This window comes from Nocardiopsis metallicus (assembly GCF_014201115.1).
GTDB classification, from domain to species: Bacteria; Actinomycetota; Actinomycetes; order Streptosporangiales; family Streptosporangiaceae; genus Nocardiopsis; species Nocardiopsis metallicus.
The window spans coordinates 1,673,930-1,700,505 of record NZ_JACHDO010000001.1 but is presented as its reverse complement, the minus strand read 5'-3'; the positions used below and the strand labels follow the sequence as shown (position 1 = coordinate 1,700,505).

The 26,576-nt window shown below is 70.4% G+C and carries 24 protein-coding genes and 2 pseudogenes; 13 read left to right on the top strand and 13 right to left on the bottom strand.

Features of this window, described 5'->3' with window-relative positions:
- The first annotated feature begins 62 nt into the window (after positions 1-62).
- On the top strand, positions 63-368 hold the full coding sequence (locus tag HNR07_RS07115) for a hypothetical protein (RefSeq protein WP_184363528.1): 306 nt from the start codon (positions 63-65) through the stop codon (positions 366-368).
- A gap of 8 nt (positions 369-376) precedes the next feature.
- On the opposite strand, the gene HNR07_RS07110 is transcribed toward HNR07_RS07115, so the two are convergent.
- Entirely contained in the window at positions 377-1,810 is a 1,434-nt protein-coding gene (locus HNR07_RS07110) for an NF041680 family putative transposase (RefSeq protein ID WP_184360963.1), read from the bottom strand.
- 278 nt (positions 1,811-2,088) lie between these two features.
- Here HNR07_RS07110 and HNR07_RS07105 point away from each other — a divergent pair, with 278 nt between their 5' ends.
- Positions 2,089-3,588 carry an amidase gene (locus HNR07_RS07105; RefSeq protein WP_184363525.1) on the top strand — a complete coding sequence of 500 codons (1,500 nt, stop codon included), beginning with the start codon at positions 2,089-2,091 and terminating at the stop codon, positions 3,586-3,588.
- A gap of 9 nt (positions 3,589-3,597) precedes the next feature.
- Here HNR07_RS07105 and HNR07_RS07100 read toward each other — a convergent pair whose 3' ends face one another.
- Positions 3,598-4,800, bottom strand: a complete 1,203-nt coding sequence (locus HNR07_RS07100; RefSeq protein WP_184363522.1) for an erythromycin esterase family protein — start codon at positions 4,798-4,800, stop codon at positions 3,598-3,600.
- 58 nt (positions 4,801-4,858) lie between these two features.
- Here HNR07_RS07100 and HNR07_RS07095 point away from each other — a divergent pair, with 58 nt between their 5' ends.
- Positions 4,859-5,584, top strand: a complete 726-nt coding sequence (locus HNR07_RS07095) for a TioE family transcriptional regulator (RefSeq protein ID WP_184363519.1) — start codon at positions 4,859-4,861, stop codon at positions 5,582-5,584.
- Between the two features lie 7 nt (positions 5,585-5,591).
- On the opposite strand, the gene HNR07_RS07090 is transcribed toward HNR07_RS07095, so the two are convergent.
- On the bottom strand, positions 5,592-6,005 hold the full coding sequence (locus HNR07_RS07090) for a hypothetical protein (RefSeq protein ID WP_184363516.1): 414 nt from the start codon (positions 6,003-6,005) through the stop codon (positions 5,592-5,594).
- Between the two features lie 135 nt (positions 6,006-6,140).
- A complete protein-coding gene (locus HNR07_RS07085; RefSeq protein ID WP_221318742.1) occupies positions 6,141-7,106 on the bottom strand; it encodes an NADP-dependent oxidoreductase in 966 nt (321 codons plus the stop codon).
- A gap of 70 nt (positions 7,107-7,176) precedes the next feature.
- Here HNR07_RS07085 and HNR07_RS07080 point away from each other — a divergent pair, with 70 nt between their 5' ends.
- The 3 genes from HNR07_RS07080 to HNR07_RS07070 all read left to right on the top strand — a co-directional run bounded on the left by HNR07_RS07080 (position 7,177) and on the right by HNR07_RS07070 (position 9,721).
- Positions 7,177-8,136 carry a GlxA family transcriptional regulator gene (locus HNR07_RS07080; protein WP_184363513.1) on the top strand — a complete coding sequence of 320 codons (960 nt, stop codon included), beginning with the start codon at positions 7,177-7,179 and terminating at the stop codon, positions 8,134-8,136.
- 212 nt (positions 8,137-8,348) lie between these two features.
- Positions 8,349-9,044 (top strand): type 1 glutamine amidotransferase domain-containing protein, encoded by a 696-nt coding sequence (locus HNR07_RS07075; RefSeq protein ID WP_184363511.1) that lies wholly within the window; start codon positions 8,349-8,351, stop codon positions 9,042-9,044.
- 86 nt (positions 9,045-9,130) lie between these two features.
- Positions 9,131-9,721, top strand: a complete 591-nt coding sequence (locus HNR07_RS07070; RefSeq protein WP_184363509.1) for a DUF4291 domain-containing protein — start codon at positions 9,131-9,133, stop codon at positions 9,719-9,721.
- Positions 9,722-9,817: 96 nt separating this feature from the next.
- Here HNR07_RS07070 and HNR07_RS35495 read toward each other — a convergent pair whose 3' ends face one another.
- Complete coding sequence (locus HNR07_RS35495) at positions 9,818-10,780, bottom strand: bacteriocin fulvocin C-related protein (RefSeq protein WP_184363506.1); 963 nt, start codon at positions 10,778-10,780, stop codon at positions 9,818-9,820.
- A 231-nt stretch (positions 10,781-11,011) separates the two neighbouring features.
- A complete protein-coding gene (locus tag HNR07_RS07060) occupies positions 11,012-11,293 on the bottom strand; it encodes a hypothetical protein (protein WP_184363503.1) in 282 nt (93 codons plus the stop codon).
- A gap of 321 nt (positions 11,294-11,614) precedes the next feature.
- Between HNR07_RS07060 and HNR07_RS07055 the strand changes: the two genes are divergently transcribed.
- Positions 11,615-12,310: a metal-dependent transcriptional regulator gene (locus tag HNR07_RS07055; RefSeq protein WP_026116463.1), complete on the top strand. Its 696-nt coding sequence runs from the start codon at positions 11,615-11,617 to the stop codon at positions 12,308-12,310.
- An 82-nt stretch (positions 12,311-12,392) separates the two neighbouring features.
- Here HNR07_RS07055 and HNR07_RS07050 read toward each other — a convergent pair whose 3' ends face one another.
- A complete protein-coding gene (locus HNR07_RS07050) occupies positions 12,393-14,012 on the bottom strand; it encodes an alkaline phosphatase D family protein (RefSeq protein ID WP_184363500.1) in 1,620 nt (539 codons plus the stop codon).
- A 470-nt stretch (positions 14,013-14,482) separates the two neighbouring features.
- Between HNR07_RS07050 and HNR07_RS07045 the strand changes: the two genes are divergently transcribed.
- Both HNR07_RS07045 and HNR07_RS07040 read left to right on the top strand, forming a co-directional pair.
- Positions 14,483-15,727: an MFS transporter gene (locus HNR07_RS07045; protein ID WP_184363497.1), complete on the top strand. Its 1,245-nt coding sequence runs from the start codon at positions 14,483-14,485 to the stop codon at positions 15,725-15,727.
- A 294-nt stretch (positions 15,728-16,021) separates the two neighbouring features.
- Positions 16,022-16,870 (top strand): alpha/beta fold hydrolase, encoded by an 849-nt coding sequence (locus HNR07_RS07040; protein WP_184363494.1) that lies wholly within the window; start codon positions 16,022-16,024, stop codon positions 16,868-16,870.
- Positions 16,871-16,930: 60 nt separating this feature from the next.
- Here the strand turns inward: HNR07_RS07040 and HNR07_RS07035 are convergent.
- A pseudogene (locus HNR07_RS07035) lies at positions 16,931-17,805 on the bottom strand (AraC family transcriptional regulator).
- A 187-nt stretch (positions 17,806-17,992) separates the two neighbouring features.
- On the opposite strand from HNR07_RS07035, the gene HNR07_RS07030 reads away from it, so the two are divergent.
- Complete coding sequence (locus HNR07_RS07030) at positions 17,993-19,351, top strand: MFS transporter (protein ID WP_184363491.1); 1,359 nt, start codon at positions 17,993-17,995, stop codon at positions 19,349-19,351.
- A 177-nt stretch (positions 19,352-19,528) separates the two neighbouring features.
- The gene (locus HNR07_RS07025; protein WP_184363488.1) at positions 19,529-20,683 is read left to right on the top strand and encodes a baeRF2 domain-containing protein; all 1,155 of its coding nucleotides are present in this window, start codon (positions 19,529-19,531) and stop codon (positions 20,681-20,683) included.
- Between the two features lie 115 nt (positions 20,684-20,798).
- Here the strand turns inward: HNR07_RS07025 and HNR07_RS07020 are convergent, their stop codons facing one another.
- The gene (locus HNR07_RS07020) at positions 20,799-21,167 is read right to left on the bottom strand and encodes a VOC family protein (protein WP_184363485.1); all 369 of its coding nucleotides are present in this window, start codon (positions 21,165-21,167) and stop codon (positions 20,799-20,801) included.
- Between the two features lie 50 nt (positions 21,168-21,217).
- The gene (locus HNR07_RS34285) at positions 21,218-21,382 is read right to left on the bottom strand and encodes a hypothetical protein (RefSeq protein WP_221320135.1); all 165 of its coding nucleotides are present in this window, start codon (positions 21,380-21,382) and stop codon (positions 21,218-21,220) included.
- Here HNR07_RS34285 and HNR07_RS07015 point away from each other — a divergent pair.
- Both HNR07_RS07015 and HNR07_RS07010 read left to right on the top strand, forming a co-directional pair.
- Entirely contained in the window at positions 21,375-22,592 is a 1,218-nt protein-coding gene (locus tag HNR07_RS07015) for a sensor histidine kinase (protein WP_312893652.1), read from the top strand. The genes HNR07_RS34285 and HNR07_RS07015 overlap by 8 nt on opposite strands.
- 57 nt (positions 22,593-22,649) lie before the next feature.
- Positions 22,650-23,294 carry a response regulator transcription factor gene (locus HNR07_RS07010; protein WP_184363479.1) on the top strand — a complete coding sequence of 215 codons (645 nt, stop codon included), beginning with the start codon at positions 22,650-22,652 and terminating at the stop codon, positions 23,292-23,294.
- Between the two features lie 75 nt (positions 23,295-23,369).
- On the opposite strand, the pseudogene HNR07_RS36275 reads toward HNR07_RS07010, so the two are convergent.
- The 3 genes and pseudogenes from HNR07_RS36275 to HNR07_RS06995 all read right to left on the bottom strand — a co-directional run.
- A pseudogene (locus tag HNR07_RS36275) lies at positions 23,370-23,429 on the bottom strand (hypothetical protein); the annotation flags it as partial.
- Between the two features lie 272 nt (positions 23,430-23,701).
- Entirely contained in the window at positions 23,702-24,982 is a 1,281-nt protein-coding gene (locus HNR07_RS07000) for an aminotransferase class I/II-fold pyridoxal phosphate-dependent enzyme (protein WP_184363477.1), read from the bottom strand.
- Between the two features lie 226 nt (positions 24,983-25,208).
- Positions 25,209-26,531, bottom strand: a complete 1,323-nt coding sequence (locus HNR07_RS06995; protein WP_184363474.1) for an ABC transporter substrate-binding protein — start codon at positions 26,529-26,531, stop codon at positions 25,209-25,211.
- Positions 26,532-26,576: the final 45 nt, after the last annotated feature.

The window sequence follows — 26,576 nt, the reverse complement described above, 5'->3', positions numbered from 1 at the left end:
CCGCCCGGTCCCGGGGCGGCGCGGCCCGTGTGTGTGCCCGCGAGGCGGGGAAGGACCCGGACATGACGGACCCCGAACGTACGGCTGAGGGCCACCACGTCGTGATCCGCGGACGGCGCTGGCGTGCCAGCGATCCGGAGCTGCCCGATGGGATCCGCGAGCGCCTGGTCGCCCATCTGATGTCGGCTCGCCGGGACGTCGGCTCCGCGCTGCGCGCCCAGGACCCTGAGGCCGAGCAACGCGCCAGGGGCCGGGTGCAGCTGGCCAAGGAAGGGCTGGGGGAGAGGGGTTCCCCCTGGTGGGAGATGCGTATCCACGAGCGCCGCCACCGCTGGGAGGAGTCGCTGCGTTCCTTGGACACCGGCTAGCTTGGCGTTTAACCTGCTTGCTTGGCTCCGGGGTGCCCCGTAGTGCCCGTTTTGTTCTTCTTGGGAACCCCGTATCGGGGAGCTGGACGCTTGTTCTGGCTCCCCACCGGACGCCCCGGACCAGGCCCGCAGGATTTCGGTGCACCCACACACACCGGCAGGTCAGCGCGAATGTACCGAAACCCCCGACGCACCCGCGCCGGACTCATCCGGTCCGCTTCCACCAGCCGATGCCAGGGCAATCTGACCTGACGCGCCAACAACCGGGCCAGACGTAGCTGGGTATAGGCCACCACGACCAGCCAGGACCACCGGTCCGCCGATCGCGGGTCCCGTAGCCGGGGTGCGTTCCACCCCAACGACTGTTTGAGGAAGCGGAAGGTGTGCTCGATGTCGAACCGGCGCAAATAAGCCCACCACATCTGACTGACCTGCTCTGAGCGCATGCCGGTGGCTGAGGACCACAACCACAACGGTTTGGGATCGCGCCGCGAGGGCAAAGCCTGCACCTGCAACAACACCAGGGTGCCCTCGATCACCGGTAGCTCACCGGGGTGCTCGGCCCAGGCTGAGCGGTGGGTCAGCCGGGGATGCATCCGATCCCAGGAGCGCGCGGTGGCACTGCCGTAGCGGCGGGTGGCAGCGGTGGTCACCGTCTCCGGCTCGGGCCAGGTATCGGGGGCGGCCATCCGTAGGGCAGCCCCGTGTTTGGGCGGGCGCCCGTTGGCTGAGATCGGTCGGTGCTCGGCTGGGCCGTAGAGCACCCGGTTGGAGGGCAACCGGCCCACCACCTGAACGGGCAGATCAGCGAGCAGATAGGCCAGACGAGGACTGTCATAGCCCGCGTCAACCACCACCACAATGTCGGGATCGCCCTGCTGGTGGTGTTCAGCCCTGATCAATCGGGCGATCAGCTGGCGGACTTGGTGGGCGGTGACGGTGGTGGGGTCCTCGTCACTGTGCAGGCGGCGCAGGTCCAGGGGCGCGGTCCAGGAGGTGGAGCCCTCTTCCAGTGCGACGATCATGGAGTAGGGCCAGCCCGGGACCATCTCGGCCTGGCCGGTGCCGCGCCCGTAGGTGTGGCACCAGGCCCGGTCAGGGCTGGTCCAGGCGTCCGGGCGCAGCCAGGGGGAGACATCGCAGGCCAACACGATGCGCCCGTGGAAGCGGGGCAGGGGCAGCGAGGCCAGGATCGATCGCAGTTGGGTGGTGTCGATGCTTCCGTGGGCCAGGGCGGCGTAGGCCGAGCCGTGGCCGCGGTGGTGTTCGGGCTCCAGGGAGAGTTGTGCCAGGTGGCGCACGGGGGTCGGGGTGCTGACCAGGGCTTCGCAGACCTCGAAGAGGGCGTCAGCACGTGTGGTCAGGCAGGCGTGGAACTGGGAGCGGAATCGGGCCAATGTCGACAGTGGCTCGACAGGGGTGTGCTGGTGCAGCAGACTCATGGTGACGGCCTTCGTTGTGATCAGGTGTGTTCGTGGTTGAAGCACATGATCACGCGAAGGCCGTTGTGCTGTCCGGGAAACAACGAAGCCCGTGACCGGGACGGTATCCGGTCACGGGCTCGAGGTTAAACGCCAAGCTAGTGCGAACGGGGAGGCCCCTCCAGGAGGCGGAACCCGGGCTGGGCGCCTCGGGCGGACGGCTCGGGGCTGGGGTGTCGCTGTCCGCACCCCACACCGAAAAAATAGAACCGGTTCCATTTCGGTGCTAGGTTCCGGTCATGCGAGTTGACGAGTACCTCAGACACGACGCTGTCGGACTTGCCGAGCTGGTGCGATGCGAGGAGGTCACCTCCGCCGAACTCCTGGAGGCCGCGATCCAACGGGCCGCGCAGGTGAATCCCGAGCTCAACGCGATCATCCTGCCGATGTACGAGGAGGGGCGCCGGGTGGCCGCGACCTCTCCGGAGGGGCCGCTGGGCGGGGTCCCCTTTCTGCTCAAGGACCTCTTCCAGGACTACGCAGGGTTTGCCACGTCGGCGGGAAACCGGGCGCTGCGGCATGTTCCGGTGCGGCGTAACGCCGAGGTGGTGAACCGGTGGCTTGCGGCGGGGCTGGTGCCCTTCGGGAAGACGAACACTCCCGAGTTCGGGGCCAAGGCGGTCACCGAGTCCGACGAGTTCGGACCCGCTCGCAACCCCTGGAACCTGGGGCACACGCCCGGGGGCTCCTCGGGTGGATCGGCTGCCGCTGTGGCCGCGGGAATCGTTCCGGCTGCGGGGGCCAACGACGGTGGCGGTTCGATTCGGATTCCTGCGGCTTGCTGCGGGCTGTTCGGGCTCAAGCCCGGACGCGGACGGGTTCCGTTCGGGCCCAACTGGGGCGAGCCCATGCACGGTGCCTCGGTGAACGGGGTCATCACACGCACGGTGCGCGACAGCGCGGCTTTGTTGGAGGCGATGGCGGGACCGGAGCCGACGTCGCCGTATCCGATCGCGCCGCCGGAGCGCCCCTACACCGAGGAGGTCGGTCGGGCCCCGGGGCGGTTGCGGATCGGATTCACCGAGTACTCGCCGCTGGGCACGCGAGTGCACCCCGAGGCGGTTCGGGCGGTGCGTGGGGCCGCGGCTCTGCTGGAAGAGCTGGGCCACGAGGTGGTGGAGGCCGAGCCAGCCATCGACGGCCGGGCGCTCACCGAGGACTTCCTGAACCTCTGGTACGGGTCGATGGCCGCACTGGTGGACGGGATCAAGGCCGACACCGGCTGCTCGGACGCCGACTTCGAGCCCGACACCCTGATGCTGGCCGCCATGGGCCGGAGCCGTACGGCCGCCGACTACGTGCGGGGCAACGACCGGTGGAACGACCACGTTCTGGCGTTGGCCGAGTTCCACGCCCAGTACGACCTGCTGCTCACCCCGACCATCGCGGGCCCGCCGGTGACCATCGGCCGGCTGGACCCGCCGCCGTGGCTGCGCAAGGCCGAGCGCCTGCTGGTGCGCACCGGAACCGAGCGGGTGGTCACCGTGACCAATCTGGTCACCACGGAGGTCATGAACAACCTCGCCGCGACCCCGTTCACGCTGATGGCGAACCTCACCGGCACTCCCGCGATGTCGGTTCCGCTGCACTGGACGCAGTCCGGACTGCCGCTGGGCGTGCAGTTCATCGCGGCTTCGGCAGGAGAGGGCTTGCTGTTGCGTCTGGCCGCCCAGTTGGAGGAGGCCAGTCCCTGGTCGGATCGCCGTCCGGCGGGCTTTTCCTTCCCCGCGCACGTTTGACCTGCGGGGTCAGCTCTCGATGGTGTCCTTGATGAACACGATGCCGTCGCTGTCGGCCAGGTGGGCCGGGTCGAAGGGGGCATAGCCGAACCACGGGGACACGCGGGGCTCGGGGCGCGTGTCCCCGAGGGTGGCGGCCAGACGTCGGGCGTCGACGACGCACCGGCCCTCGGGGAGCGCGTACAGGAGGCCTTCGAGGCTGTTGGGGGGCGGAGCGTCCACCCCCCGGTGCCGGATGGTGCCCAGGGCCGTCGCGATGAAGGCGTACTCCTCGTCGAGGCGGGTGCTGACCAGCGCACCGGCGCTCCACCAGTCCGCCGTCCCCTGCCACATCCGCATGGAGCTCTGCTCCCGCTGGAAGTGGGCGTTGTGGGCGTGGGCCAGCACCGGCCCGCGTTCGGCGAGGGAGAGAAGGTTCTCGGACATCATCCGGTCCCGCACGCTCAGCAGCCGGTTCATCCGGGCGGGTGAGGTGTCGGCCAGCCAGTGGTGGTAGCGGAGCAGGTCGACGGCGGTTCGTCCGTACATGCGGGCTCGGTCGAGGTCCTCCCTCGAGGTCGCCGCGAGCAGGAGCGGGGTCTGCTCCTCGAGCAGCGCCGCCAGGTCGTCGGCGATCAGCCGTAGCTGGGCGGCCTCGGCGGACTGCCCCACGGACCGGGAGGGATCCGTCATCGCGTCGGGGTGGGTCCAGAGCTGGTCCGCCCCGATCAGGTCGTCGAGTTCCGGTGCGGTGCAGGGGAGCAGGTCCGCGTCCACGTGGGCCGAGAGGTGGTCGTGGACCGCGCTGAGCGCCTGTCGGGGGCTGGCGGGGCCGGTGATCTCCAGCGGCCCGTCGAAACCGGCGAAGCGGACCCGCTCGGACGCCGGACGGTTCTCGTTGTAGGAGCGCATCCAGCGCACGAGGTCGCGGTTGGCGCTGGAGGCGCCGAGGTCGTGACTGAACCCGCGCTCCATGACCTCGTCGAGAGTGCCCGCGCCCGAGGTGACGTACTCGTCCACGACCAGACCCATCAGGCAGTCGCTTTCGATCGCGATCGTGCGGTAGTCCTCCTGTTCGACGAGCTGCTGGAAGAGCTCGTTGCGGACCTGGCGAAGGGTGTCCTCGCCGTGAGTGGGCTCGCCCAGGGCGAGGATCCGGGGCCGGTTCGCGAGGAGCCCCCGGACGGAGCCGGATACGAAGGCATGGGTGCTGTCCGTGATGTCAGTATCCATACCTTCGACGGTATCGCTGAACCCTCGGTTGAGACTTGCGAGCGATAGTGTCCTGTGCATGGTGAAAAAGCTTCAAAGCGGGGTACGCCTGCGGCCGATCGACCTGGCGCGCGGGCACGGTCTGTCCACCCAAGCGGTCCGCAACTACGAGGAGGACGGAATCCTCCCTGAGGCCGAGCGCACCCCGCACGGTTACCGCGTCTACACTCCGCTGCACGCGGCGGCGCTGGGCGCCTTCCTCGCCCTGGTCCCGGGCCACGGCCACGCGACGGCTGCGTCGATCCTGCGTTCGGTGAACCGGGGCGCGGTCGACGCGTCGTTCCGGCTCATCGACGAGAGCCACGCCCAGCTCCTCGAAGACCGGCGAACCCTCCAGTCCGTGGAGAGCGCCCTGCACGACCTGGATCCCGCCGTGGAAGCTGATCCTGGTGGGGGGTCGGGGCACACCTTCATCGGGCCGCTCGCCCATCAGCTCGGGATCCGGCCCGCCACCCTGCGCAAGTGGGAGCGTGCTGGTCTGGTCTCGCCGCGCCGCGATCCGCAGACGGGGTACCGCGTCTACGACGAGGCCGACGTCCGGGACGCCCGCCTGGCCCACCAGCTCCGACGCGGCGGCTACCTGCTGGACCAGATCGCGCCGCTGATCACCCAGGTCCGGAGCGCGGGCGGCCTGCAGCCGCTGGAGACCGCTCTGGCCGACTGGCGCAGCCGCCTGTCCGCCCGCGGCCGGGCGATGCTCACCGGAGCCGCCGAACTGGACTCCTACCTGCGCCGACGCGAATGAGCCCCGCTCAGTCCGCCCGGGGCCAGGGCCAGTCCTCGGCGAAGGTCTGGGGCACGGCGATGCACTGGACGGCGTCCTCGTAGGTGATCCGCCCCGGCGAGGCGGTTCGCAGCTCCACCCATCCGACGCCGTAGCGATCGAGCAGGTCAAGATAGTCCTTGGCCATGTCCAGGAGCTCCGTAGCGGAGGCCCGGAACCAGGCCCGGGCGCCAGGATGCAGGACGGGGTCGTAGCAGTCGGGGGTGACCGTCATCGGATCGGTGTGCATCGCGTTTCCGCGATCGTTGGCCGCGCGGTGCCAGGTGGCGTCCTGCTGAGTCAGAAGACCCGTTCGGGCCAGCCCGTTCGCGAGGGCGAACACCCCCGGAAACCGGCCACGGCGGTTGGGCACCACGCTCTGGAAGCGCACGTATTCGGTCACGTGCCGCGTGTCAGCGCCCCCGCCGTGGTGGCGGCGATGGCCGAGGACGGCCCTCGGAGCTAGCCGCCCGTGCCCGCCCCGGGGCGCTTCGGGGCGGGCACGGAACGGTTGCTGATTGGCGTTGATGACCGAAAACTACGCCTCGGGGCCCGCCACCGTCAGGACGATCTTGCCGGTCGTGCGGCCCGTCTCGCCCAGGGCGTGGGCCCCGGCCGCCTCGGCCAGCGGGAAGGTCGCCTCCACGTGGGCCCTGAGGGCCCCCTTCTCGACCATTTCGGCGATCGCGTTCATCCCGGCGTGGTCGGCCTCCACCAGCATCGGTGTGGCCCGGATTCCGCGCTGGGAAGCCTGCTCGACGACCTCGCCGTGCAGCGGCAGCAGGGAGACCAGGGTCCCGCCCGGGCGCAGCACCTCCAGAGAACGGGCCGCGACCTCGCCTGCCAGCGGATCCAGGACCACGTCGATGTCCCCGGTGGCCTCGGTGAAGTCCACCTCGCGGTAGTCGATCACCTCGTCCGCGCCCAGCTCCCGCAGGAATTCGTGCTTGGGCGCGCTCGCGGTGCCGATGACGTGCGCTCCGTGGGCCTTGGCGATCTGGACCGCCAGATGACCGACCCCGCCGGCGGCCGCGTGCACCAGGACCCGCTGATCGGCGCGGATTTCGGCGGTGTCCACGAGAGCCTGGTAGGCGGTCAGAGCGGCCAGCGGCAGTGCTCCGGCCTGGACGTGGTCGATCCCGGCGGGCTTGCGGGCGAAGGCCCGCGTCGGGCCGACCACGTACTCGGCGTGCGATCCCACCCCGTGCGGGTAGGGCAGCATTCCGAACACCTCATCGCCGGGCTGGAAGAGGGTCACGCCGAAGCCGACGGCCACCACCACTCCGGAGACGTCCCATCCGAGCACGAGGGGGAGCCGGTTGAGGAAGAGACCGGCCGAGCGGTGTTTCCAGTCGGTCGGGTTGATCCCGGCGGCGCGGACCGCGACCAGGATCTCGCTGGGCCCGGGCGCGGGCCGGGGGGCGCGGACCTCCTGCAGGACCTCGGGGCCGCCGTGGGTGTTCTGGCTGATGGCGCGCATGGTGGCGCCGGTGTCGTCGCTCATGGGTTCAGCCTGGCCGATGGCACCCCCGACACACCATGGCATGATTGTCATCTTTGGATAGGATCATGCCATGAGTGTTCCGCACCGCGTGGTCGTCCTGGCCCTGCCCGGCGTCTATCCCTTCGAGCTGGGCATCCCCAACCGGGTGTTGGGCGCGGCCGAGGGCCGCTACGAGTTGGTGACCTGCGGGGTCGGCGACACCCAGGTCCCCACCAACACGGACTTCGGTATCACTGTGGAGCACGGTCCCGAAGTCCTGGCCGGTGCCGACACCGTGGTGATCCCGCCTTTCGACATGGACCGGCTCAGCCGCGATCTGAGCCCTGAGCTGTCCGCCGCCCTGGACACGATCCGTTCCGGCACGCGTGTGGTGTCCATCTGCACGGGTGCGTTCGTCCTGGCCGCAGCCGGGTGGCTCGACGGGCGCCCGGCCACCACCCACTGGTCGCTCACCGAGGTCTTCCGGTCCTGGTTCCCGAAGGTGGACCTGGACCCCGACGTGCTGTTCGTGGACGACGGTGACCTGCTGACCTCGGCCGGCGCGGCCTCGGGGGTGGACGTGTGCCTGCACCTGGTCCGCTCCGACCACGGCAGCGAGCTCGCCAACCGGGTGGCGCGGATCTGCGTGGTACCGCCCTGGCGCGACGGCGGTCAGGCCCAGTACATCGAGCAGCCCGTGCCGCAGGAGGGGCGGGAGGGCACCGCGGCGGCCCGGGCCTGGGCCATGGAACGCCTCAGCGAGCCAATCACCCTCAACGACCTGGCCGAACACGCGCACATGAGCCTGCGCACCTTCATCCGCAGGTTCAACGACGAGGTGGGGGTGAGCCCGGGGCGGTGGCTGATCCAGCAGCGCGTCCTGCGGGCCCGGCACCTGTTGGAATCCACCGACCTGCCGGTGGACGAGATCGCCGGGCAGGTCGGGTTCGCCACCGGGACGTCGCTGCGGCAACACCTGCGGGCCGCGATCGGCGTGTCTCCGATCACTTACCGGCGCACGTTCCGGGGGGCGGCGGTCAGCGTTTCCTGAGGTTGGAGCGCCTTCCGGCCGAGTCATCAATATTTTGATGACAGACATTGGAAATGACATTGGAAAGTTATTGCACAAGCAACTAACTTCGGGGTTATCGCCGCTCTGACGTTGCGGACCGGGGTGAGAACCTGGTGGAAGCAGCCCGTCGGAGCCGGTGAGGACCACCATCATCCGGGCACAGCGCCCGTACGACCTCGGAGCGACACGGCATGTCCAAGATTCTTTTCGTGATGACCGGCGCCGATTTCTGGACCCTGGCCGACGGCACCCAGCACCCCACCGGTTTCTGGGCCGAGGAGGCCGTCGCGCCCTACGAGGCCTTCAAGGAGGCGGGGCACGAGATCGTCGTCGCCACCCCGGGCGGAGTCGTTCCCCCCGTCGACCAGGGCAGCCTGGCCGCGGCCGCCAATGGCGGCCAGGAGAACGCCGACCGCATCGCCGCCGGGCTGGACTCCTTCACCGAACTCCGCTCGCCCGTCAAGCTGGAGGACGTCGACCTCGGCGACTACGCCGCTGTCTTCTACCCGGGCGGTCACGGCCCCATGGAGGACCTGGCCGTGAACACCGACTCCGGAGACCTGCTCACCGCCACCCTGGACTCGGGTAAGCCGCTCGGCGTGGTCTGCCACGCCCCGGCCGCGCTCCTGGCCGCCGAGCGCTCCGACGGCACCAACGTGTTCGCCGGTTACCGGGTCTCGGCCTTCACCAACGAGGAGGAGACCCAGGCCGGTCTGGCCGACAAGGCCAAGTGGCTGCTCCAGGACCGCCTGGTCGAGGCCGGGGTGGACTTCCAGGAGGGCGAGCCCTGGGCTCCGAAGGTCGTGGTGGACCGCAACCTGGTCACCGGCCAGAACCCGGCCTCCTCCGCCCCGCTGGCGCGGGAACTGCTCGGGCTCCTGGGCTGAACCAGCTGCACTGACCGCTGTGCGGTCTCCGCTGGCCAGCGGAAACCGGTTGCACCGGCTGCTGGCCAGCGGCACCCTGGTGCCCCATGAGCATCCCCCCGTTCCAGATCCGGGCCCGGTACACCGACGCCACGGTGACCGTCTACCAGGCCTACGCCCCCGCCATCGGGGTGAGCGCCGCACGCCAGGGCCGCTTCCCGGCCTCGTGGAAGCGCGAGCGCATGACCTGGATCAAGCCGTCATTCCTGTGGATGATGTATCGGTGCGGCTGGGGACAGAAACAGGACCAGGAGACCGTCCTGGCCGTGGAGATCACCCGTGAGGGATTCGGGTGGGCGCTGCGGAACTCGGCGCTCTCGCACTACAGACGGGACGTGCACGCCGACCACGACACCTGGAAGCGCGAGCTGCACGCGGCCCCCGCCCGGGTGCAGTGGGACCCCGAACGCGACCTGCGTCTGAACCCTCTGGAGCACCGCTCACTCCAGCTGGGCCTGTCCGGGGAGGCCTCACGCCGCTACGCCGACGAGTGGACGGTGTCCATCACCGACGTCACCCCGCTGGCCCACCGGGTGCACGAGCTGGTGCGCCAGGGTGACCTGGAGGTAGCGGCCGCACTGCTGCCCGAGGAAACCCCGTACCCCATCGCGGACGAGGACCTCGCCCACCTGCGCTGATCCCGACCCGCCACGATCGCACCGGGCCGGGCCGGTCGGACCGTCCCAGCTGCTCTCGTTGGTCAGGGTGGATTCACCCGCGACCCGGTCCCGGGTTCAGGCTCGGGGCTCCGCCCGGGCCCGGATGCCGTCCCGGGTGTACGTCCAGGCGGTGCCGCAGGTGAAGGGGACCTCCGTGCAGCCCTTGGACAGGCACGGCTCCCAGGCGCCGCACCCCTTCTTCCTCGCCAGGGCGCTGCCGTGCGGGTCGGGTTCGTCGGGGCCCAGGGTGGCCAGCAGCGCATGAGCCTCCTCCGTGCCGAAGGCCGACACGGCCAGGCCGCGCAGCTCGCGTTCGCGGGCCGGGTCCAGGCCGTCCCGGAACACCAGAATGTCGGACAGGGTCCGGCGGGCCAGGTCCACCACCTCCCGCTGGGCGGGACTGAGACGGGGGTGGGCCCGCTCGTAGCGGCGCAGGTGTTCCAGCCACAGGTCGCGGCGGGCCCGGGGAGGGAGTTCGGCGAAGACGAGACGGCGGCGGACCAGGGGATGGGCCGCGAACTCGTCGTAGTCCCTCGGCAGGCGGTCCCGGTGGGCCTCCACCCACTCACGGGCCAGGGCGTGGTCAGAGCGGGCCAGCTCGGGGGTGCGCCCGGCCAGGGCCAGGGTCATCACCGCGGCTCCGCCCTCCCGCAGCCGTTGCAGGCACGCCTTCCCCGGCCGGTTGGACGTGGTGACCCGTGCCCGTTCCCAGGGGGCGCGGCGGCGCTGGCGGCTCAGTTCACCCAGGGCTTCCACCACCCGCAGGGTCGCCTGGGCGCCCAGCCCCCGCACGAGCGGGCGGACCATGGATACCCCGCGCCAGCAACGGACCTCGGTGCCTCGGTGACGGACCAGGGTCGGCACCCAGGGAGCGTTGGGCCCCCACTGCCGGACCCTCCACTCCTGCACCTGTGGATGGGTGAGCGGAAGTGTTTCCAGCCTGCCCCCCGAGACCGCCTCCACCGCGTTGGAGATGTCCGCGCACCTGTCGCACGAGGAGTCGAACGCCAACACGTACCGAGCCCGAATGTGCCCCATGGTCTCCCTTCCCGCGTCGCCGTCTCCCAGTGTTGGCGTGCGGGATCCGCCATGGGGCGGGTTCTCGGAACTTGGTGCTCCCAATCAACGGTCCTGGACCCGGAAAACGACGCGAACACGGATGAACCCGCGATCACGCCGTTCGTTACCGCTCGTTTTGGTGGTCACCTGGACTGGTTATCGGCCTGGCCGGGCTCCGAGGCGGGCCCATGGAGACGGGGCTCGGCCCGGTCAGCTCCGGCCCGGCTCCACCGCGGCGGCCTCAAGGACGACCTCGTGGGCCGTCCAGCAGTCCGAGCTCTCGGTGCCGGCCTCCGCACCACAAGCGGCGCAGAGCAGGTTGGGCCCGTCGGCCCCGGAGCGTCCGCGGCAGCCGCTCGCCCTCGTCCGGTTGTCGGTGTACCTGGTGCCGGTCACGTCAGCGAGGGCGAGAACGAACCCGCCGATCTGCGACTCCGCGGGCCCTGCCGCCGCGAAGGTGCCGGGGGTCATCCGAGGCGGGCACTCGGGCATCTCCGCGTCGTCCTCGGAAGCGGGCTGGAAAGGGGCGGCCGCCTCACCGTCGAACCGCGCACGGAGGGCCGCGCACCTGCCCCAGCCGGGCCAGCAGGACGGGCTCCTCCGTGTTGTGCCTGCGGTCGGACGCGGATCCGTGAGATCGGTGTCGCCGGTACCCGGATCATCTCGCGCGGCCGCCCGCCCCAGGCCCCGCAGAACCCGCCCTGCGCGGCATGAGGACAGCCCGGACTCGCCGCCCCGGTCGATCGGGGCGGTTATCCACAGGAACGGTGCGGAAATCGTGGCCCCGGAGCCGTCCGCGATACGGTTACGGGCATGGGGAACACACCGGCGCGGCCGTCCACTTCGGCCGAGGACTACGTGAAGGTCATCTACGACCTCCAGGAACGCGGCACGGGGCCGGTGACGATCTCCGGTATGGCTGAGCGGCTGTCGGTGTCCAACTCCTCGGTTTCGGGGATGCTCCGCAAACTCAACGAACTCGGTTTCGTCGAGCACCAGCGCTACGGCAACGTCAGCCTCACCGAGACCGGCACCAAGGCCGCCCTGGCGGTGCTGCGTCGCCACCGGCTGCTGGAGACCTACCTGGTGGCCGAGCTGGGCTACTCCTGGGACGAGGTGCACGACGAGGCCGAAATCCTCGAGCACGTGGTTTCGGACAAGTTCGTCGACCGCATCGCCGCCCACCTGGGTGACCCGGTCGTGGATCCGCACGGCGACCCGATCCCCACTCGTGAGGGCAGCATCGTCGAGCGCGAGTCCGTGCTGCTTTCGGAGGCCGAGGCCGGAACCTCGGGGGTGGTCGTCCGGGTCAACGACACCGACCCCGAACTCCTGCGCTACCTCGCTGACATCGACATCGGCATCGGCATGCGCGTGGAGGTCGTGGAGCGGCTGCCCTTCGCCGGTTCCCTCCAGCTCTCGGTCCACCCGGAGAAGGGCGGCCAGACCCGAGACCAGGTCCTGGGCTTGGTCGCCGCCGAGGCCCTCTGGCTCAGCCCCGAGGAATGACCGGACGCGTCGTTCCCTTCGCTCGGCTGGGACCGGCTACCCGTGCCCAGGAGCCAAGGGAGACGACGGCCGTCCCGGAGCATCAGGCCTGTGGGCGCGCGCCCGGTTGGCCGGAGCCGATGACGAAGCGTGCGCGATCGCGGATGGGGGCGCCCGGCTCGCTCACGTAGTCGACCACCCGGTAGTCGGCGGTCCACTCCGTGGGGGTCACCGTGTTACGCACGTAGCCCCGGTTGCGGTTGATGAATTTGATGTGCGGGTTCTCGGCGAGCTGGACCGCGTCGCCCGGGTTCTGCTCCACCCCGTCGCGGCCGCTGGTGAAGGACGTGCCCACGAGCTCGGTGGCCACGGTCTCCGAGTACGCGTCGTCGAAATCGGCCTTGACGTCCACCACGTAGTTGGCGTGCACGTCGCCGGTGATCACGACCGGGTTGGACACCCTGGCGATCTCGTCACGGACGCTGTCGCGCTCCACCTTGTAGTTGTCCCAGGCGTCGTCGCTGAAGTTGGTGGCATCGCCCTCGGCGAAGTCGCGCTGGGAGAAGAACACCTGCTGGGCCAGGACGTTCCAGGTGGCGCTGGAGTCCGCCAGGCTCTGCGACAGCCACCTGCGCTGGTCGGCGCCGAGCAGGGTGCGCTCGGGATCGTCGCGTTCGGAGTCCTCCACCTGCACGTCCCGGTACTGGCGGGTGTCCAGCAGGTGCATGTCGACCAGGTTGCCGAAGGTCAGCCTGCGGTACAGGTGCAGGTCGGGACCGGCCGGCCGCTGGGCGGCGCGCAGCGGCATGTGCTCGTAGTAGGCCTTGAGCGCGTGCTCGCGGCGCAGTAGGAACTCCTCCGGCGGGACGTCCTCCTCATAGGAGGTGTCGTCGGCCCAGTTGTTCTCCAGTTCGTGGTCGTCGAAGACCACCGCCCACGGGAAGGCCGCGTGCGCTGCCTGGAGGTCGTGGTCGGTCTTGTACTGGGCGTGCCGGAGCCGGTACTCGGCCAGGGAGCGGACCTCCACCGCGGGGAAGTGGCCGCGGCCGATGCTGCCCTGGTCGGCGGTCTCGTAGATGTAGTCGCCGAGGAAGGCCACCAGGTCCAGGTCCTCCTCGGCGAGGCGGGCCTGAGCGGTGTAGTGGCCGTGGGTGTAGCTCTGGCAGCTGGCGAACGCGAAGGCGAAGCGGTCCAGTCGGGTGCCCGGGACCGGGGCGGTCCTGGTACGGCCGACCGGGCTGATCTCGTTGCCGACCCGGAAGCGGTAGAAGTAGTCGGCCCGCGGGCGCAGCCGCTCCAGTTCCACGTGCACCGAATGCGCCTGGTCGGGTCCGGTCTCGGTGGTTCCGGAGGCGGCGATGGTGGCGAAGTCCTCACGGTGGGAGACCTGCCACTCGACCTCGACCGTGCGGTCGGGCATTCCGCCGAGGCCGTCCTCGGCGAGCGGGTCGGGGGCCAGTCGGGTCCAGAGCACGACGCCGTCGTGGCGGGGGTCGCCGGAGGCGACGCCCAGGGTGAAGGGTTCGGAGATCACGGGGCCTCGAGGGGCCGGGGTGGCCGCGAGCGCGGAGGGGGCGCCCAGAGTGGTACCCAGTGCGGCGGCGCCCAAAGTGACGGCTCCGCCCACCAGCGCCTCTCGGCGGGTGGTGTCGGGCCCGGAGGCGAACGAAGCGGACGGTCCGGAAGCTGAGGGGGATGCGGGGGATGCGGGTGTACCCGGCATGCACGGTCTCCTGGGTTCGTGTGGAGGACCGCCCCGGACTGCCCGGAGCGGGAGCAACCGTGCTCCATCCCGTCATGGAACCAGGTACGCGCCAACCACTACGCGGTGAACATTACCCCTGTTTCAGTGACGAGGAGGTGACTCAGGGTTGCGAGCTGGGAGTTTCTTTCGGACCCGAATATGGGGATCATCCCGGTTTCCCGCCTCGAAGGCCGAAAAGGCCGCCGTGGGCCACGCCCTCGAAACCCTCATCACCGATTCCGTGCTCCGGCGCCCGGCACCGCCGACGGGGCCCGCCCGGACTCGTCCACGACCCTCTCGCGCCAGCCCGCCCCATCACCTAGCCTGGAGCCATGAACCAGCGACATTAAGTCCCAGGCCGCGGCCGAGGCCGGTCCGAGGCGAACGCCCGCGCACCACCGGGTGGCCACCACCCCGGGTGCCCGTGTTCGTCCGACCGAAAGTCCTCCATGACCACCCAGTCCACGCGTGAGCCACACACGCGTCTGTCCAGGCTGACCTGGCCGCTCTACGCCTACGCCCTCCTCGAGGAGTTCATCCTCCTCTACCCCCTGTACGCTTTGCTCTTCACCGAGCACGGGCTGTCCGTGGCCCAGATCAGCTCGCTCTTCGTCCTTTGGTCGCTGACCAGTGTGCTGTTGGCGATCCCCGCCGGCGCCTGGGCCGACATCGTGCCCCGGCACTACCTGCTGTCCGCCGCTCCGCTGCTGTCCGGGACCGGGTTCGCGCTCTGGCTGCTCTTCCCGTCGTACTGGGTGTTCGCCCTGGGTTTCGTGCTGTGGGGGACGGCCGGGGCCCTGGTCTCCGGTGCCTTCGAAGCGCTCGTCTACACCGAGCTCTCCCGCCTCGGCGCCGCTCAGCAGTACGCACGCGTGATGGGGGTGACCCGAGCCCTCGGGGTGGCCGCCGTGGGCGCGGCGACCCTGCTGGCCGTTCCGGTGATGGCCCACGGCGGTTACGCGGCGATCGGCCTGGCCAGCGTGGCCGCGTGCCTGCTGTGCGCGCTGGCCGGTCTGGCCCTGCCCGAACACCGGTCCCGACGCTCCGCTGCCGCTGACCGCGGCAGCGGCCCGGAGGAGGGGGGCGGATCAGACCTCGGCTATCTCCAGACCATGCGGCTCGGCCTGGCCGAGGCCCGCGGCAGCCGCGCCGTGCGCAACGCACTCATTCTGCTCGTGGTCATCACCGCGTTCTGGGGGATGCTGGAGGAGTACGTGCCCTTGCTGGCCGCCTCCGCCGGAGTCAGCACCGAGGACGTCCCCCTGGTCGTGCTCACCGTGTGGGTCTGCGTGACCCTGGGCGGTCTGCTCGCCGGGCCGGCCACCCGGCTCTCACCGCGGGCCCTCGGGGCCCTTCTGGCCCTGGCCGCCGCGGCCATCGCCGTCGGGGCCCTGCTGGGCAACCCGTTGGGCTGGGTACTGCTCGGCTGCGGCTTCGGTGTGTGCCAGATGATGAACGTGGTCGCCGACGCCCGGCTGCAGGACAGCATCACCGGTTCCAGCCGGGCCACCGTCACCTCGCTGGCTGAGGCCGGCGCGGAGTCGGTGAGCGTGGTGTCCTTCCCGCTGTACGCGGGGGTGTTCCTGGTGCTCGGGCACGGGATGGCTTTCGTGCTGTTCGCCGCCCCGTACGTGCTGGCCGCCGTGCTGATGGCGCGGATCAGGCGCGCCCGACCCGTGCCCACCACCGGCTGAACCGGGTTCGATAACACCGTGTACGGTCACCCTCCGCAACCTCTCTGGAGAATTTTCCGAGTTCTGTAGCCGATCGGACCGAACCCGGTCGTCTCGGCACGCGTCTCCACTGGTGTCGGAGTCTCCACGCTCCGACAGGGGCGCGGCGGACCCCCGGTCCGCCGCGTGGCACCGTGCCCGAGGACGGCGGGTCACGGTGCACGGGCCGTAGGTGACGAGGGACCACCTACGGCCCGACCGGTTTTTCGGTGCCCCCTATTGATCCCCTTGCGTCCTTGAATAGCATCGTTTGTTGTGACACCTCAGACGACGAACACCGCGAACAGTGACGACCCAGGTCTCGCGTCCGTACGCGGGATCAGCGTCAGTTACACCGACCGCGGAGCAGGGTGCCCCGTCCTGTTCATCCACGGTCACCCCTTCGACAGAACCATGTGGGAACCCCAGGTCAGGGCATTGGCCGGGCGCGGCTACCGGACGATCGTGCCGGATCTGCGCGGTTACGGGCGCAGCACCGTCGTGCCCGGAGTGACCTCCATGGACACCCTCGCCCGCGACCTCGCCGCCTTCCTGGACCACCTGGAGCTGGACGTGGTCAACGTGGTTGGCCTGTCCATGGGCGGTCAGGTCGCGCTGGAGCTGTACCGGCTCTTCCCCGACCGGGTGGACTCGCTGACCCTGGCGGCGACCAACCCGATGCCCGAGACCGAGCAGGGCCGACTCTCCCGCAAACGCATGGCCGCCCGCCTGCGCGAGGAGGGCATGCGCGGCTACACCGACGAGATGCTGGTCGGCATGATGACCGCCGAGAACGTGCGGGGGCTGCCCGCCGTCGCCGACCACGTGCGCGCCATGATGTACGCGGCCCCGCCCGAGGGCGCGGCCGCCGCCCAGTTGGGCCGGGCCGAACGCCCCGACCACACCCTGCTGCTCAAACGCATCTCGGCCCCCACCCTGCTGGTGGTGGGTCAGCACGACGGGTTCACCCCGCCCGAGGGGGCCGAGCTGATGCACGTCCAGGTCCCTGACTCGGTCGTGGAGATCATCGAGGGAGCGGGGCACCTGCCCAATCTGGAGCGCCCGGACCGGTTCAACGAGGTCCTGCGCCGCTTCCTGGAACAGGCCCGAAACCGCACCCGCTGAGTCCCCGCGGCCCGCGGCAGGAGCCACAGGGACAGGGGCCGAGCCGTGGGGCGGAGAAGGCTAGACGGCCTTCTCAACCGGCAGCCACAGCTCGCCCGAGGCGAGGTTCTGGTCCTGACCGTCGTACTCCACGCTCAGCAGCTCGGGACCGTGCTTGTGCTGGTAGGCGGGGTTGGACGGGAACCACTCCGCACCGGCGTAGAGCCAGATCCGCTGGATGGCCTCGGGGAAGGCGTACTTCTCGAAGGGGAAGACGACCCAGGTGCCCGCGGGCACCTCCAGGGCCTCCATCCCCTCGGGGGCCTCGGCCACGGAGGTCGCGGCCGCCACGTAGTAGTCGACTTCGCTGCCCTCGCGGCGATCGGGGTCGTGGGTGACGGTGACCGACACGCCGCCGTGCGGCTCCTGGTCGGACAGCTCCTCGATCCGCTCGTAGTCGGAGTCCGGGATGCCCTTGACGAACTCGACCATGGGTTCGTTGACCCCCTCATGGACGAGCGGGACCCGGGCCTTGGGGCCGATGAGGCGGAACGCGTCCTTCTCGACGATCCGGTAGCGCATGGTGGTGTTCCCTTCGATGGTGAGGCGGAAGGTCAGCCGTGACTGGGAGTTGAGCGCGGCCCCGACCTGCGGGCCTCGCCCGGGCTGATCCCGTGCACGGCGCGGAAGGCCCGACCGAAGGCCTCGGCGGACCCGTAGCCGTAGCGGACCGCGATGTCGAGCAGGGTGTCCCTGCCCGCGATCACCTCGGCCCCGGCCAGGGTGAGGCGGCGCCGACGCGCGTACTCCGAGATCGACATCCCGGACAGCACCGAGAACATCCGTCGGAAGTGGTACTCGGAGGTGAGCGCGGTCCGCGCCATCGCGGCCACGTCCACCGGTGCGCCCAGGTCCCTCTCGACCTGTTGGAGCGCCTCGTTCAACCGGTCCAGCATGTGTGCCTCCCTTGTTCACCTCCCAAATTAGGGATGCGGGCCCCGCCCGGACCCGACAGTTCACGTGCGTCTTCGGTCAGGTCGGCGGCCCCGTGCGGAACGTGTTTCTGCCCGGGGAATAACCGTCTGTCACCGCCCCGTACTAGCGTGCCAGGCTGAGGCCGACACCCCCTGTCTGGAAGGTCCCATGTCGCAGAGCTCAGCACCCCAGGACACACCACCGTCCGAGACCGGACGCTCCCGCCGTGAACCCCTCGGCGCGCAGTTCCACAAGCTGCTGGGGGCGGTGGGGCTGGGCAACCTGGGCGACGGGATCGCGGTGGTGGCGCTGCCCTGGTACGCCACCACCCTGACCGACGATCCCTTCCTGGTGGCGATGGTCGGCGCGGCCACCCGCCTGCCGTGGCTGTTGTTCGCCCTGCTCGCGGGGGTGGTGGGGGACCGGGTCGACCGGAGGCGTCTGAAGGTGGCCGCCGGGGGAGCCAAGGCGCTGCTGCTGGCAGCGCTGACCGTCGTGATCGTCCTGGGCGCGGGGTCGATCCCGTTGCTGATCGCGGTGGCCCTGCTGGTGGGGGCCTGTGAGGTGTTCTTCGACAACACCGCGCAGTCGGTGGTGCCCAGCGTGGTGTCGCGTTCGCAGTTGGAACGGGCCAACGGCCGCCTGCAGGCCGTGGAAAGGGTGCTCAACAGCTTCCTGGGCGCCCCGCTGGCCGGGGCTCTGCTGGCTGTGTCCACCGCGTGGGCGTTCGGCGCGCAGGCCGCGCTCATCCTGCTGGCGGTCGTCTGCCTGCTCACCATGCGCGGAAACTTCCGCCCGAAGACGGACGGGGAAGCGCACCCGGCGATCCTGACCATGCTGGGTGAGGGCCTGGCGTGGCTGTGGCGGCATCCGGTGATGCGCCCGATGGCGATCGTGTCCGGGCTGTCCAACATGGCCGCGGCGTTCACGGGGGCGGTACTGGTGCTCTTCGCCCAGGACGTTCTGGGGGTGGGACCACAGGGGTACGGGCTGCTGATGACTGTCACCGCGGCTGGCGCGGTCCTGGGAGCACTGGTGGTGCCCTCCTTCTCCACGCGGGTGCACCCCTCCACCGCCATGGGCGTGATCCTGGCGGTGCTGGGCTCGACCGCGCTCGTCGTGGGACTGTTGCACAGCATCCCGGCGTTCGTGGTCTGCTACTTCATCAACGGATTCATCATCACGTGGTGGAACATCACCCTGATCTCGCTGTTCCAGCGCCTGACCCCCGACCGGCTGCGTTCCCGGGCCTTCAGCGCCCACCGAACGCTGTCCTGGGGGCTGCTGTCCGTGGGTATGGGTCTGGGCGGGGCCCTGGCCGCGGTGCTGGAGGGGCCGCTGGGGCGCGAGTGGGCGCTGGCCTCCCCCTTCATCGCGGCGGGGCTGATCGGCCTGGCCCTGGCCGCCGCCCCCGCCCTGGTGCTCACTCCGAGGGTGATCGACCAGGCGCTGGCCGATGCCGATCCCGAGTCCCCACCCGGGCCCGACGCGGAGAGCGGTCAAGGGTCCGCATGCCGGCAAGACTGAGCCCGGCCCCGTCCGCGAAAAACGGGTGATCGGGAAAAACCTGGAAATCTTCGGGCAACATCCGTGTCTGGTTCGACGTGGCGCCCTTCCCATGCGCACGATGGCCCCTCAGGATGGCCCGCAGGCCGACCCCGAGAAGGAGGTGGGCGGGGCGGGGGTACACGCGCCCCGCAGACTATGGACCTTGGTTTTCTGCGACCTCTGTACGAAAGCGACGGCCCGGTGGCATCGGTGCACCTGGACACCACCCGCGATACCACGGACGCCGACAAGAAGATCGAACTGCGCTGGCGGCACCTGCGCGAGGAGCTGGCCGCGCTCGGGACCGACGAGGCCACCCTGGACGTGCTGGAGGAGGCCGTGGGACAAGGCGCGTCCCGCGCCTACGGTGACCACGGTCAGGCGCTCTACGCCTCCGAGGGGCGGCTCCTCGGAGAGCACACTCTGGCCGAACCGCCCTCGCAGGACCGGGCTACGTTCCTGCCGGTCCCGGACACCCTCCCCCTGGCCATCGACCGCAGTCGCCGCCTTCCCTACGTGCTCGTGGCTCTGGACCGGATCCACGCCAAGGTGTTCGCCTACGCCGCTCAGCCCATGCCCAAACCCGTCATGGAAGTCGAGAACGAGGGCTACGACCTGCAGGACATGGAAGCACAGGGGCGGATCTACCCGGCCCAGCGCGGTGACGCCGGAGGTCGGCGCGCCGACACCAACATGGCCCAGGAACTGTGGAAGGAGAACACCGCCCAAGTCGCCGAGATGGTGCGCGAGGCCGTGCGCAAGGTCGACGCCAAGGCGATCATCGTCGGTGGTGACAACGAGGCCATCGCCTATCTGCGTGAGAACCTCGGGCCCCGCCAGCTCACCATCCCAATCAAGGTGGTCGCGGGCGGACGCGGCGGGACCGACGCCGAGGAACGCCTGCACGAGACCGCCGAGGAGTGCCTGCACGAGCTGGTCCGCGAGGAGCGCGAGCAGGCCTTCTCCGACTACCAGCGCAAGCTCGCCCACGACCAGGCGGTGAGGGGCACCACCTCCATCCTGCCGATGCTGTCCGAGGGCCGGGTGGACACGCTCTTGCTGGGCGCCGAACGTGCCAACGAGCCCGAACTGTGGGGTTCCTACCACTCACCGGTCATGGTGGACACCTCGCCCAGGGGCCTGGACGACCCGGACGCCGGGTTCAAGGCCCCGGCCAGCGCGCTGATGCTGCGGGCCGCGGTGATGTCGGACGCCGGATTCACCGAGCTGCCCCAGACCGAGCAGAACGTGGACTTCGACACCGACCACGACACCACGAACGCCGGCGCCACGCTGCGCTTCCCCAAGTAGCGCACAGCCGGACGACAACGCCCCGGTAGGCCCCTGAGCCGGTGCCCCGCTCCCATCCGTGGGGGAGCGGGGCACCTTCGCGCGCGCTGACTCTGTGTGCGTTACCGCCCAAGTCCTAGGAGTTGGCGTACACGCCCAACTCGTTCCCACTGGGGTCGGCGAAGTGGAAGCGCCGCCCGCCGGGGAAGGCGTAGGGGGCCTTCAGGATCCGGCCGCCGGCGCCCGCCACCGCCTCGACCGTGCGGTCCAGGTCCTCGGAGAAGAGCAGGACGAGGGGGCCGCCGCCGCGGACCTCACCGTTCGGGTTGAGCCCGCCCACCTCGGACTCGCCGTCGGGGGAACGGATACCGGCGTACATGGTCCCGTAGTCGTTGAACCGCCACCCGAAGGCCTCGCTGTAGAACCTCTTGGCCTCCTCTAGGTCGGTGACCGAGAGTTCGACGTAGTCGTTGGTGTGGTGTGTGTGCTGCGCTGCGTCGCTCATGCCGGGCATTGTCCCCGAAGGGGACGACAGAACGCGGACGACGAGCCGCGTCAGTCCCCGGTGGCCTCTGCGATCACCCCCGTTTCGGTCGGTCGGGTGGACCAGCTGAGCAGGTGGGCGCCGGTGGTAGCGGTGGGCTCTTCCGGTAGGAAGACGGGGACGCGCATGAGCACCGGGACGCCGGAGCGGCAGGCAGGGGAGAGGACCGTGGCCAAAGGATACGAGGCAGGGCTCCGGGGGAGCCGGGCCCTGGCGCACGTGGGGCGGCGCGGCCGTGAGTTTCTCGGCCTGTGGGCGGGGCTGTACGTCAGCGCGCTGACCCTGGTGTGGGCGGCGGCCTCGGTCCTGGTCCTGTCGGCCGGCGTGGTCCGGCCGTCGCTGCGGCCGCACGCGCGGCGCAGGTCGAGCGCGTGGGTGCTGTGGCTGTGCGACCGTGACCTGAACCGACTCGCCCGTTGGCTGGGAGCCACCATCACCCCGGAGGCGGGCGCCCGGGCCCGGACGGCCTACCTGCTCCTGCGCCTACCGGTCAATCTGGGCTCTGTCTGTCTCGTCTTCGTGATCACGCCGGTGCCCTTCCTCCTGGTCTACGGTGCGGTGGCCCAGGCCGTCACGGACACCGCCACCCAGGTGTCAGTGAACTGGCCCGGCGTGGGGGTTACCACCTCCAGCGTCCCCCTGGGTCTGGTCGCGGCCCTGGTGATGTCGGTGCTCACCTGGTGGGTGGTGATGTTCCTGGGCGGCATGGACAGGTGGCTGGCCCGCACGGTGCTCGGTCCCACCGACGAGGAGCTGATGCGGCGGCGGATCGAGGAGCTCACCCGGACCCGGACCGGGATCGTGCGGGCCGTGGACGAGGAGCGGCGCCGGATCGAACGCGACCTGCACGACGGGGTCCAGCAGCGGGTGGTGGCGCTGGCCATGCTGCTGGGGCGGGCCCAGCGCGGCAGTGACGCCGAGCGCTCCGCGCACCTGGTGCGCCAGGCCCACACCGAGTCCCGGGTCCTGCTGGAGGAGCTGCGCGAGGTGGCCTGGCGGATCTACCCGACGGCCCTGGACACCCTGGGGCTCCAGGCGGCGCTGACCGAGGCGGCCGAGCGCGCCCCTCTCCCGGTCCGGGTCCGCTTCGACCTGCCCGAACCCCTCCCGCAGGAGCTGGCCACCGCCGTGTACTTCGTGGCGCGCGAGGCGATGACCAACGCCGCCAAGCACTCCGGGGCGGGCGAGGTGATCGTGGACCTGCGGGTCCAGGAGGCCCGGGTGCGGCTGACCGTCACCGACGACGGCCGGGGCGGGGCCGACCCCGGGGGCGGTGGCCTGACCGGGCTGGCCCGGCGGGTCCGGGCGCTGGACGGCACCCTGGAGGTGCACAGCCCGCCCCGAGGACCCACGACCGTGCGCGCCCTGCTCCCGCTTGACCGATAATCGACCTCTCCCCTTCTCGCCTGCCACTCTTCTCAGCCCCCCGGATACGGAGCCCGCATGCGCCTGGTGATCGCCGACGACTCAGTCCTGCTCAGGGAGGGCCTGATCCGGCTGTTGGAGGAGGAGGGACACGAGGTCCTGGCGGCGGCCGAGGACGGCGAGGGCCTGCTGGCCGCGGTCGCCGAGCACGAGCCCGACGCGGCGGTGGTGGACGTGCGGATGCCTCCCACCCACACCGACGAGGGCCTGCGCGCGGCGCTGAGCATCCGTGCCGAGCGGCCGGAGGTAGCGGTCCTGGTGCTCTCGCAGTACGTGGAACAGCGGTACGCGGCCGAGCTGCTCACCGGCGCCCCGGAGCGGGTGGGCTACCTGCTCAAGGACCGGGTCGCGCAGGTGGGCGAGTTCCTGGACGCCCTGGAGCGGGTGGCGGCCGGGGGAGCGGCCTTCGACCCGGAGGTGGTCCGCCAGCTGCTCGCCCGCACCACCCGGACCGATCCGCTCGCCCGGCTGACCCCGCGTGAGCGCGACGTGCTGGAGAACATGGCGCAGGGGCTGAGCAACGCGGCCATCGCAGAGCGGCTCTTCGTGTCCCTGAGCGCGGTCGAGAAGCACATCAACGCCATCTTCGACAAGCTGGACCTGGCCCGAACCCCCGAATACAGCCGCCGGGTCCTGGCGGTACTGCGCTTCCTGGGTTCCTGAGAGTCCCCGCCCGGTCAGGCAGCGCACGCCCTCGACGTTCTCGCCGTCGTCGGTGGCATGGCCCCGATCACGGACCGCGGTCAGTTCCGCGAGGAGCTCCCCGCGGTCGGTGACGGTGCGGTCGGCCAGGGCCACCAAGTCGGTGGGCAGCAGGGCGTCCACCACCAACGCCCTGTACACCTGGGTGGGTATCACCGCGATCCGCCGCTTCCTGCGACCGATGGCCTGGCAGAACGCGCCCCAGGAGGTCCTGCCCGAGGAGTTGCGTGACCAGCCCCTCACCCCGGTCCCCCGCCAGGAGGACACGTCGCCGTCACGGACACCGCACACGCGAGGCGCCCCCGTCCAGCTCGGACCGGGGCGCCTCGCGGTTACGCGAAGAACCAGGTGCTACACGCTTGGCGGCCCTAGCCCTGGTCGGCGACGAGCTTCTCGGCGCCGACCAGCCGCACGCACACGGCCAGCCCCTCGATGGCCTCCTCCAGAGCGTCCAGCTCGGGGAAGGAGGGCGCGATACGGATGGTGCGGTCCTGGGGGTCCTCACCGTAGGGGTGGGTGGCGCCAGCGGGGGTGAGCGCGATCCCGGCCTCGGCCGCCCGGCGCACCACCTCGCGGGCGCAGCCGTCCAGGACGTCCAGGCGCACGAAGTAGCCGCCCTTGGGGGTGGACCAGGTCGCCAGACCGGTGCCCGCCAGCTGCTTGCTGAGGATGCGCTCCACCGCCTCGAACTTGGGCTGGAGCAGCTCACGGTGGCCGCGCATGTGGGCGCGCACCCCCTCGGCGTCCTTGAGGAAGAGTGCGTGGCGCAGCTGGTTGATCTTGTCCGGGCCGATGGAGCGGGCCCCGGCGCGCTCCAGGTACCAGCGCACGTTGGCGGGGGAGGAGCCCAGGAAGGCCACGCCCGCACCGGCGAAGGTCACCTTGGAGGTCGATCCGAAGACGAAGGCGCGATCGGGATTGCCGCTCTCGGCGCAGGCCGCCAGGAGGTCGGCGATCTCCACCTCCTCGTCGGTGAGGTGGTGCACCGCGTAGGCGTTGTCCCAGAAGATCCGGAAGTCCGGGGCCGCGGTCTCCATGGAGGCCAGGCGCTGGACGGTCTCGTCGGAGTAGCTGACGCCGTCGGGGTTGCTGTACTTGGGCACGCACCAGATGCCCTTGACGCCCGCGTCGGAGCTCACCAGGCGCTCGACCACGTCCATGTCGGGGCCCTGGTCGGTCATCGGCACGGGGATCATCTCGATGCCGAAGCGCTCGCACAGCGTGAAGTGCCGGTCGTAGCCGGGGGCCGGGCACAGGAAGGCCACGCGCTCGGCGTCGGCCCAGCGGCCCTCCGCCCCGGGCAGGGTGCCCAGGAAGGCGCCCGCCAGGCAGTCGTGCATGAGCTCCAGGCTGGCGTTGCCCGCCGCGATCAGCTGCTCGACCGGGACCTGGAGGAGGTCGGCGAAGATCTCCCGCAGTTCCAGCAGACCCTGGGGCGCGCCCGCGTAGTTGCGGCAGTCCGTGCCGTCGGCCGCGGTGTGGCGGTCACCGGGGAGGCTGAGCAGATCGGCGGACAGGTCGAGCTGGCGCGCGGAGGGCTTGCCCCGGGTCAGGTTCAGGGAGAGTCCGCGCTCGACCAGGGCGGCGTGGTCGCGTCGCGCCGCCGCCAGGATCTCGGCCGGTGTCTCTGCGTTGGTAGGGGTGGTCACGGGTTCTTCCTTCCGATGAGACGTCCCCGCCGCGCCGCCGGCTGTGGGGCCGGGTGCACGGGGACCTGCGCGCTTTCGCGTTCGGATTGTCCCAGACGGGGCGCCGGAAGGTGGACACAGGTCAGGGACCCGCTTCCGCGAGCCCCTGACCAGAGGTGTTCACTGTGTCCGCGGACCGGCTGCTCTCAGCTGAGGGGGAGCGCTTTCAGCGCGACCCTGCCATCGCTCAGGAACTGCCCGTGGCCTCGCTGACGTTCTTGATGAACTGCTCCGCGGCCTCCTCGGGGGTCAGGTCGCCGAAGCCGAGCTCGTCGGAGGTCCGCTTGGTGATCTCCACGACCTCGCCGGCACCGATCGGCGGCGGCGGGTTGCCGTCGATGATGTCCCCGGTGATCTCCTCCAGGAACGCCGCGCTGCGCTCGTCCGCGGGCGGAAGGTCTCCCAGGATGTGCTCGCGCATGTCCACGTTGGCCGGAAGCCCCAGGTCCGACAGGGTCAGCTCGGCGGCGTCCTCGCTGTTGAGCATGAAGTCCACGAACCTGGCCGCCTCCTCCGGGTGCTCCGAACCGGCGGAGACCGCGTAGAACATCGCGGGCTTGAGGTACATCCCGGTGCGCTCGTTCTCGGTCTCGCCCGGGTAGCGCAGCAGCTCGATGTCACGCCCGGCGGACCCGCTGATCCCGCCCAGCTGGTTGGTCCAGAAGTGGGCCATCGCTCCCTGGTTGGTGGACAGCACCGACTGGTCGGGGCCGCCGGCCTCGATCTCCACGCTCTCCGAGGCGCTGGGTTGCCCGCCCCCGTCCAACAGGTCGCTGGTGATCTGGAACCAGGAGGCCAGGGTCTCCTCGGAGAAGGCCAGGGTGCCGTCCTCGGCGTAGAGGTTCTCCCCGTGCTGACGGGCGAAGATCTGGAAGCCCGACTCGTTGTAGGCCATGCTCTGCGCACCGACGATCTCTCCGTCGGTGGCCTGGGAGATCTCGTTCGCGATCTCGACGTAGTCGTCCCAGGTCCAGGTCGTGTCGTCGGGCATCTCCACGCCCGCCTCCTCGAACGCCTGGGGGTCGGCCAGGACAGCGTAGGCGTTCACACCGGTGGGGATACCGAAGGTCTGCCCCTCCAGCTCACCGGTCTCGGCCACCAGGGGGTCGATGGCGGACAGGTCGAGGTGCTCACCGAACTCACTGAGGTCGGCCAGGGCTCCGCGCTGTCCGTACTCGCGCAGGTACCGCTCCTCCTGCATGAGGATGTCCGGGGCGTCGTTGGCGGCGGTGCTGGTGGCCAGCCGGTCCCAGTACGATCCCCAGTCGGTGTAGTCCCCCGTGATCCGGATGTCGGGGTTCTGGTCCTCGAAGACGTCGATGGCCTCCTGCATCGTGGCGTGGCGGTCGTCCGCACCCCACCAGGAGAAGCGCAGTTCCACGATGCCGTCGTCGGAGTCCGAGCCGCCGCAGGCGGTGGCGGCCATGACCAGGGCGAAGGCCGCGGCGGTCGTGGCGAGCAGTGGGCGGCGCCGACGCCGTGCGAGCTCCCTGCCGGAGTGGTGGTTCATGGGGGGATTTGCCTCTCTGCTGGGTGATACGGATGAATTCGGGGG

Excerpts from the sequence above, each read along its gene's own strand:
- HNR07_RS07050 (WP_184363500.1), bottom strand. The coding sequence starts at position 14,012 with ATGCCGGGTACACCCGCATCCCCCGCATCCCCCTCAGCTTCCGGACCG.
- HNR07_RS07080 (WP_184363513.1), top strand. The coding sequence starts at position 7,177 with ATGAGTGTTCCGCACCGCGTGGTCGTCCTGGCCCTGCCCGGCGTCTAT.
- HNR07_RS06995 (WP_184363474.1), bottom strand. The coding sequence starts at position 26,531 with ATGAACCACCACTCCGGCAGGGAGCTCGCACGGCGTCGGCGCCGCCCA.
- HNR07_RS07020 (WP_184363485.1), bottom strand. The coding sequence starts at position 21,167 with ATGAGCGACGCAGCGCAGCACACACACCACACCAACGACTACGTCGAA.
- HNR07_RS07045 (WP_184363497.1), top strand. The coding sequence starts at position 14,483 with ATGACCACCCAGTCCACGCGTGAGCCACACACGCGTCTGTCCAGGCTG.
- HNR07_RS07025 (WP_184363488.1), top strand. The coding sequence starts at position 19,529 with ATGGACCTTGGTTTTCTGCGACCTCTGTACGAAAGCGACGGCCCGGTG.
- HNR07_RS07070 (WP_184363509.1), top strand. The coding sequence starts at position 9,131 with ATGAGCATCCCCCCGTTCCAGATCCGGGCCCGGTACACCGACGCCACG.
- HNR07_RS07010 (WP_184363479.1), top strand. The coding sequence starts at position 22,650 with ATGCGCCTGGTGATCGCCGACGACTCAGTCCTGCTCAGGGAGGGCCTG.
- HNR07_RS07030 (WP_184363491.1), top strand. The coding sequence starts at position 17,993 with ATGTCGCAGAGCTCAGCACCCCAGGACACACCACCGTCCGAGACCGGA.
- HNR07_RS07110 (WP_184360963.1), bottom strand. The coding sequence starts at position 1,810 with ATGAGTCTGCTGCACCAGCACACCCCTGTCGAGCCACTGTCGACATTG.
- HNR07_RS07055 (WP_026116463.1), top strand. The coding sequence starts at position 11,615 with ATGGGGAACACACCGGCGCGGCCGTCCACTTCGGCCGAGGACTACGTG.
- HNR07_RS07085 (WP_221318742.1), bottom strand. The coding sequence starts at position 7,106 with ATGAGCGACGACACCGGCGCCACCATGCGCGCCATCAGCCAGAACACC.
- HNR07_RS07060 (WP_184363503.1), bottom strand. The coding sequence starts at position 11,293 with ATGCCCGAGTGCCCGCCTCGGATGACCCCCGGCACCTTCGCGGCGGCA.
- HNR07_RS35495 (WP_184363506.1), bottom strand. The coding sequence starts at position 10,780 with ATGGGGCACATTCGGGCTCGGTACGTGTTGGCGTTCGACTCCTCGTGC.
- HNR07_RS07095 (WP_184363519.1), top strand. The coding sequence starts at position 4,859 with ATGGTGAAAAAGCTTCAAAGCGGGGTACGCCTGCGGCCGATCGACCTG.
- HNR07_RS07115 (WP_184363528.1), top strand. The coding sequence starts at position 63 with ATGACGGACCCCGAACGTACGGCTGAGGGCCACCACGTCGTGATCCGC.
- HNR07_RS07100 (WP_184363522.1), bottom strand. The coding sequence starts at position 4,800 with ATGGATACTGACATCACGGACAGCACCCATGCCTTCGTATCCGGCTCC.
- HNR07_RS07105 (WP_184363525.1), top strand. The coding sequence starts at position 2,089 with ATGCGAGTTGACGAGTACCTCAGACACGACGCTGTCGGACTTGCCGAG.
- HNR07_RS07075 (WP_184363511.1), top strand. The coding sequence starts at position 8,349 with ATGTCCAAGATTCTTTTCGTGATGACCGGCGCCGATTTCTGGACCCTG.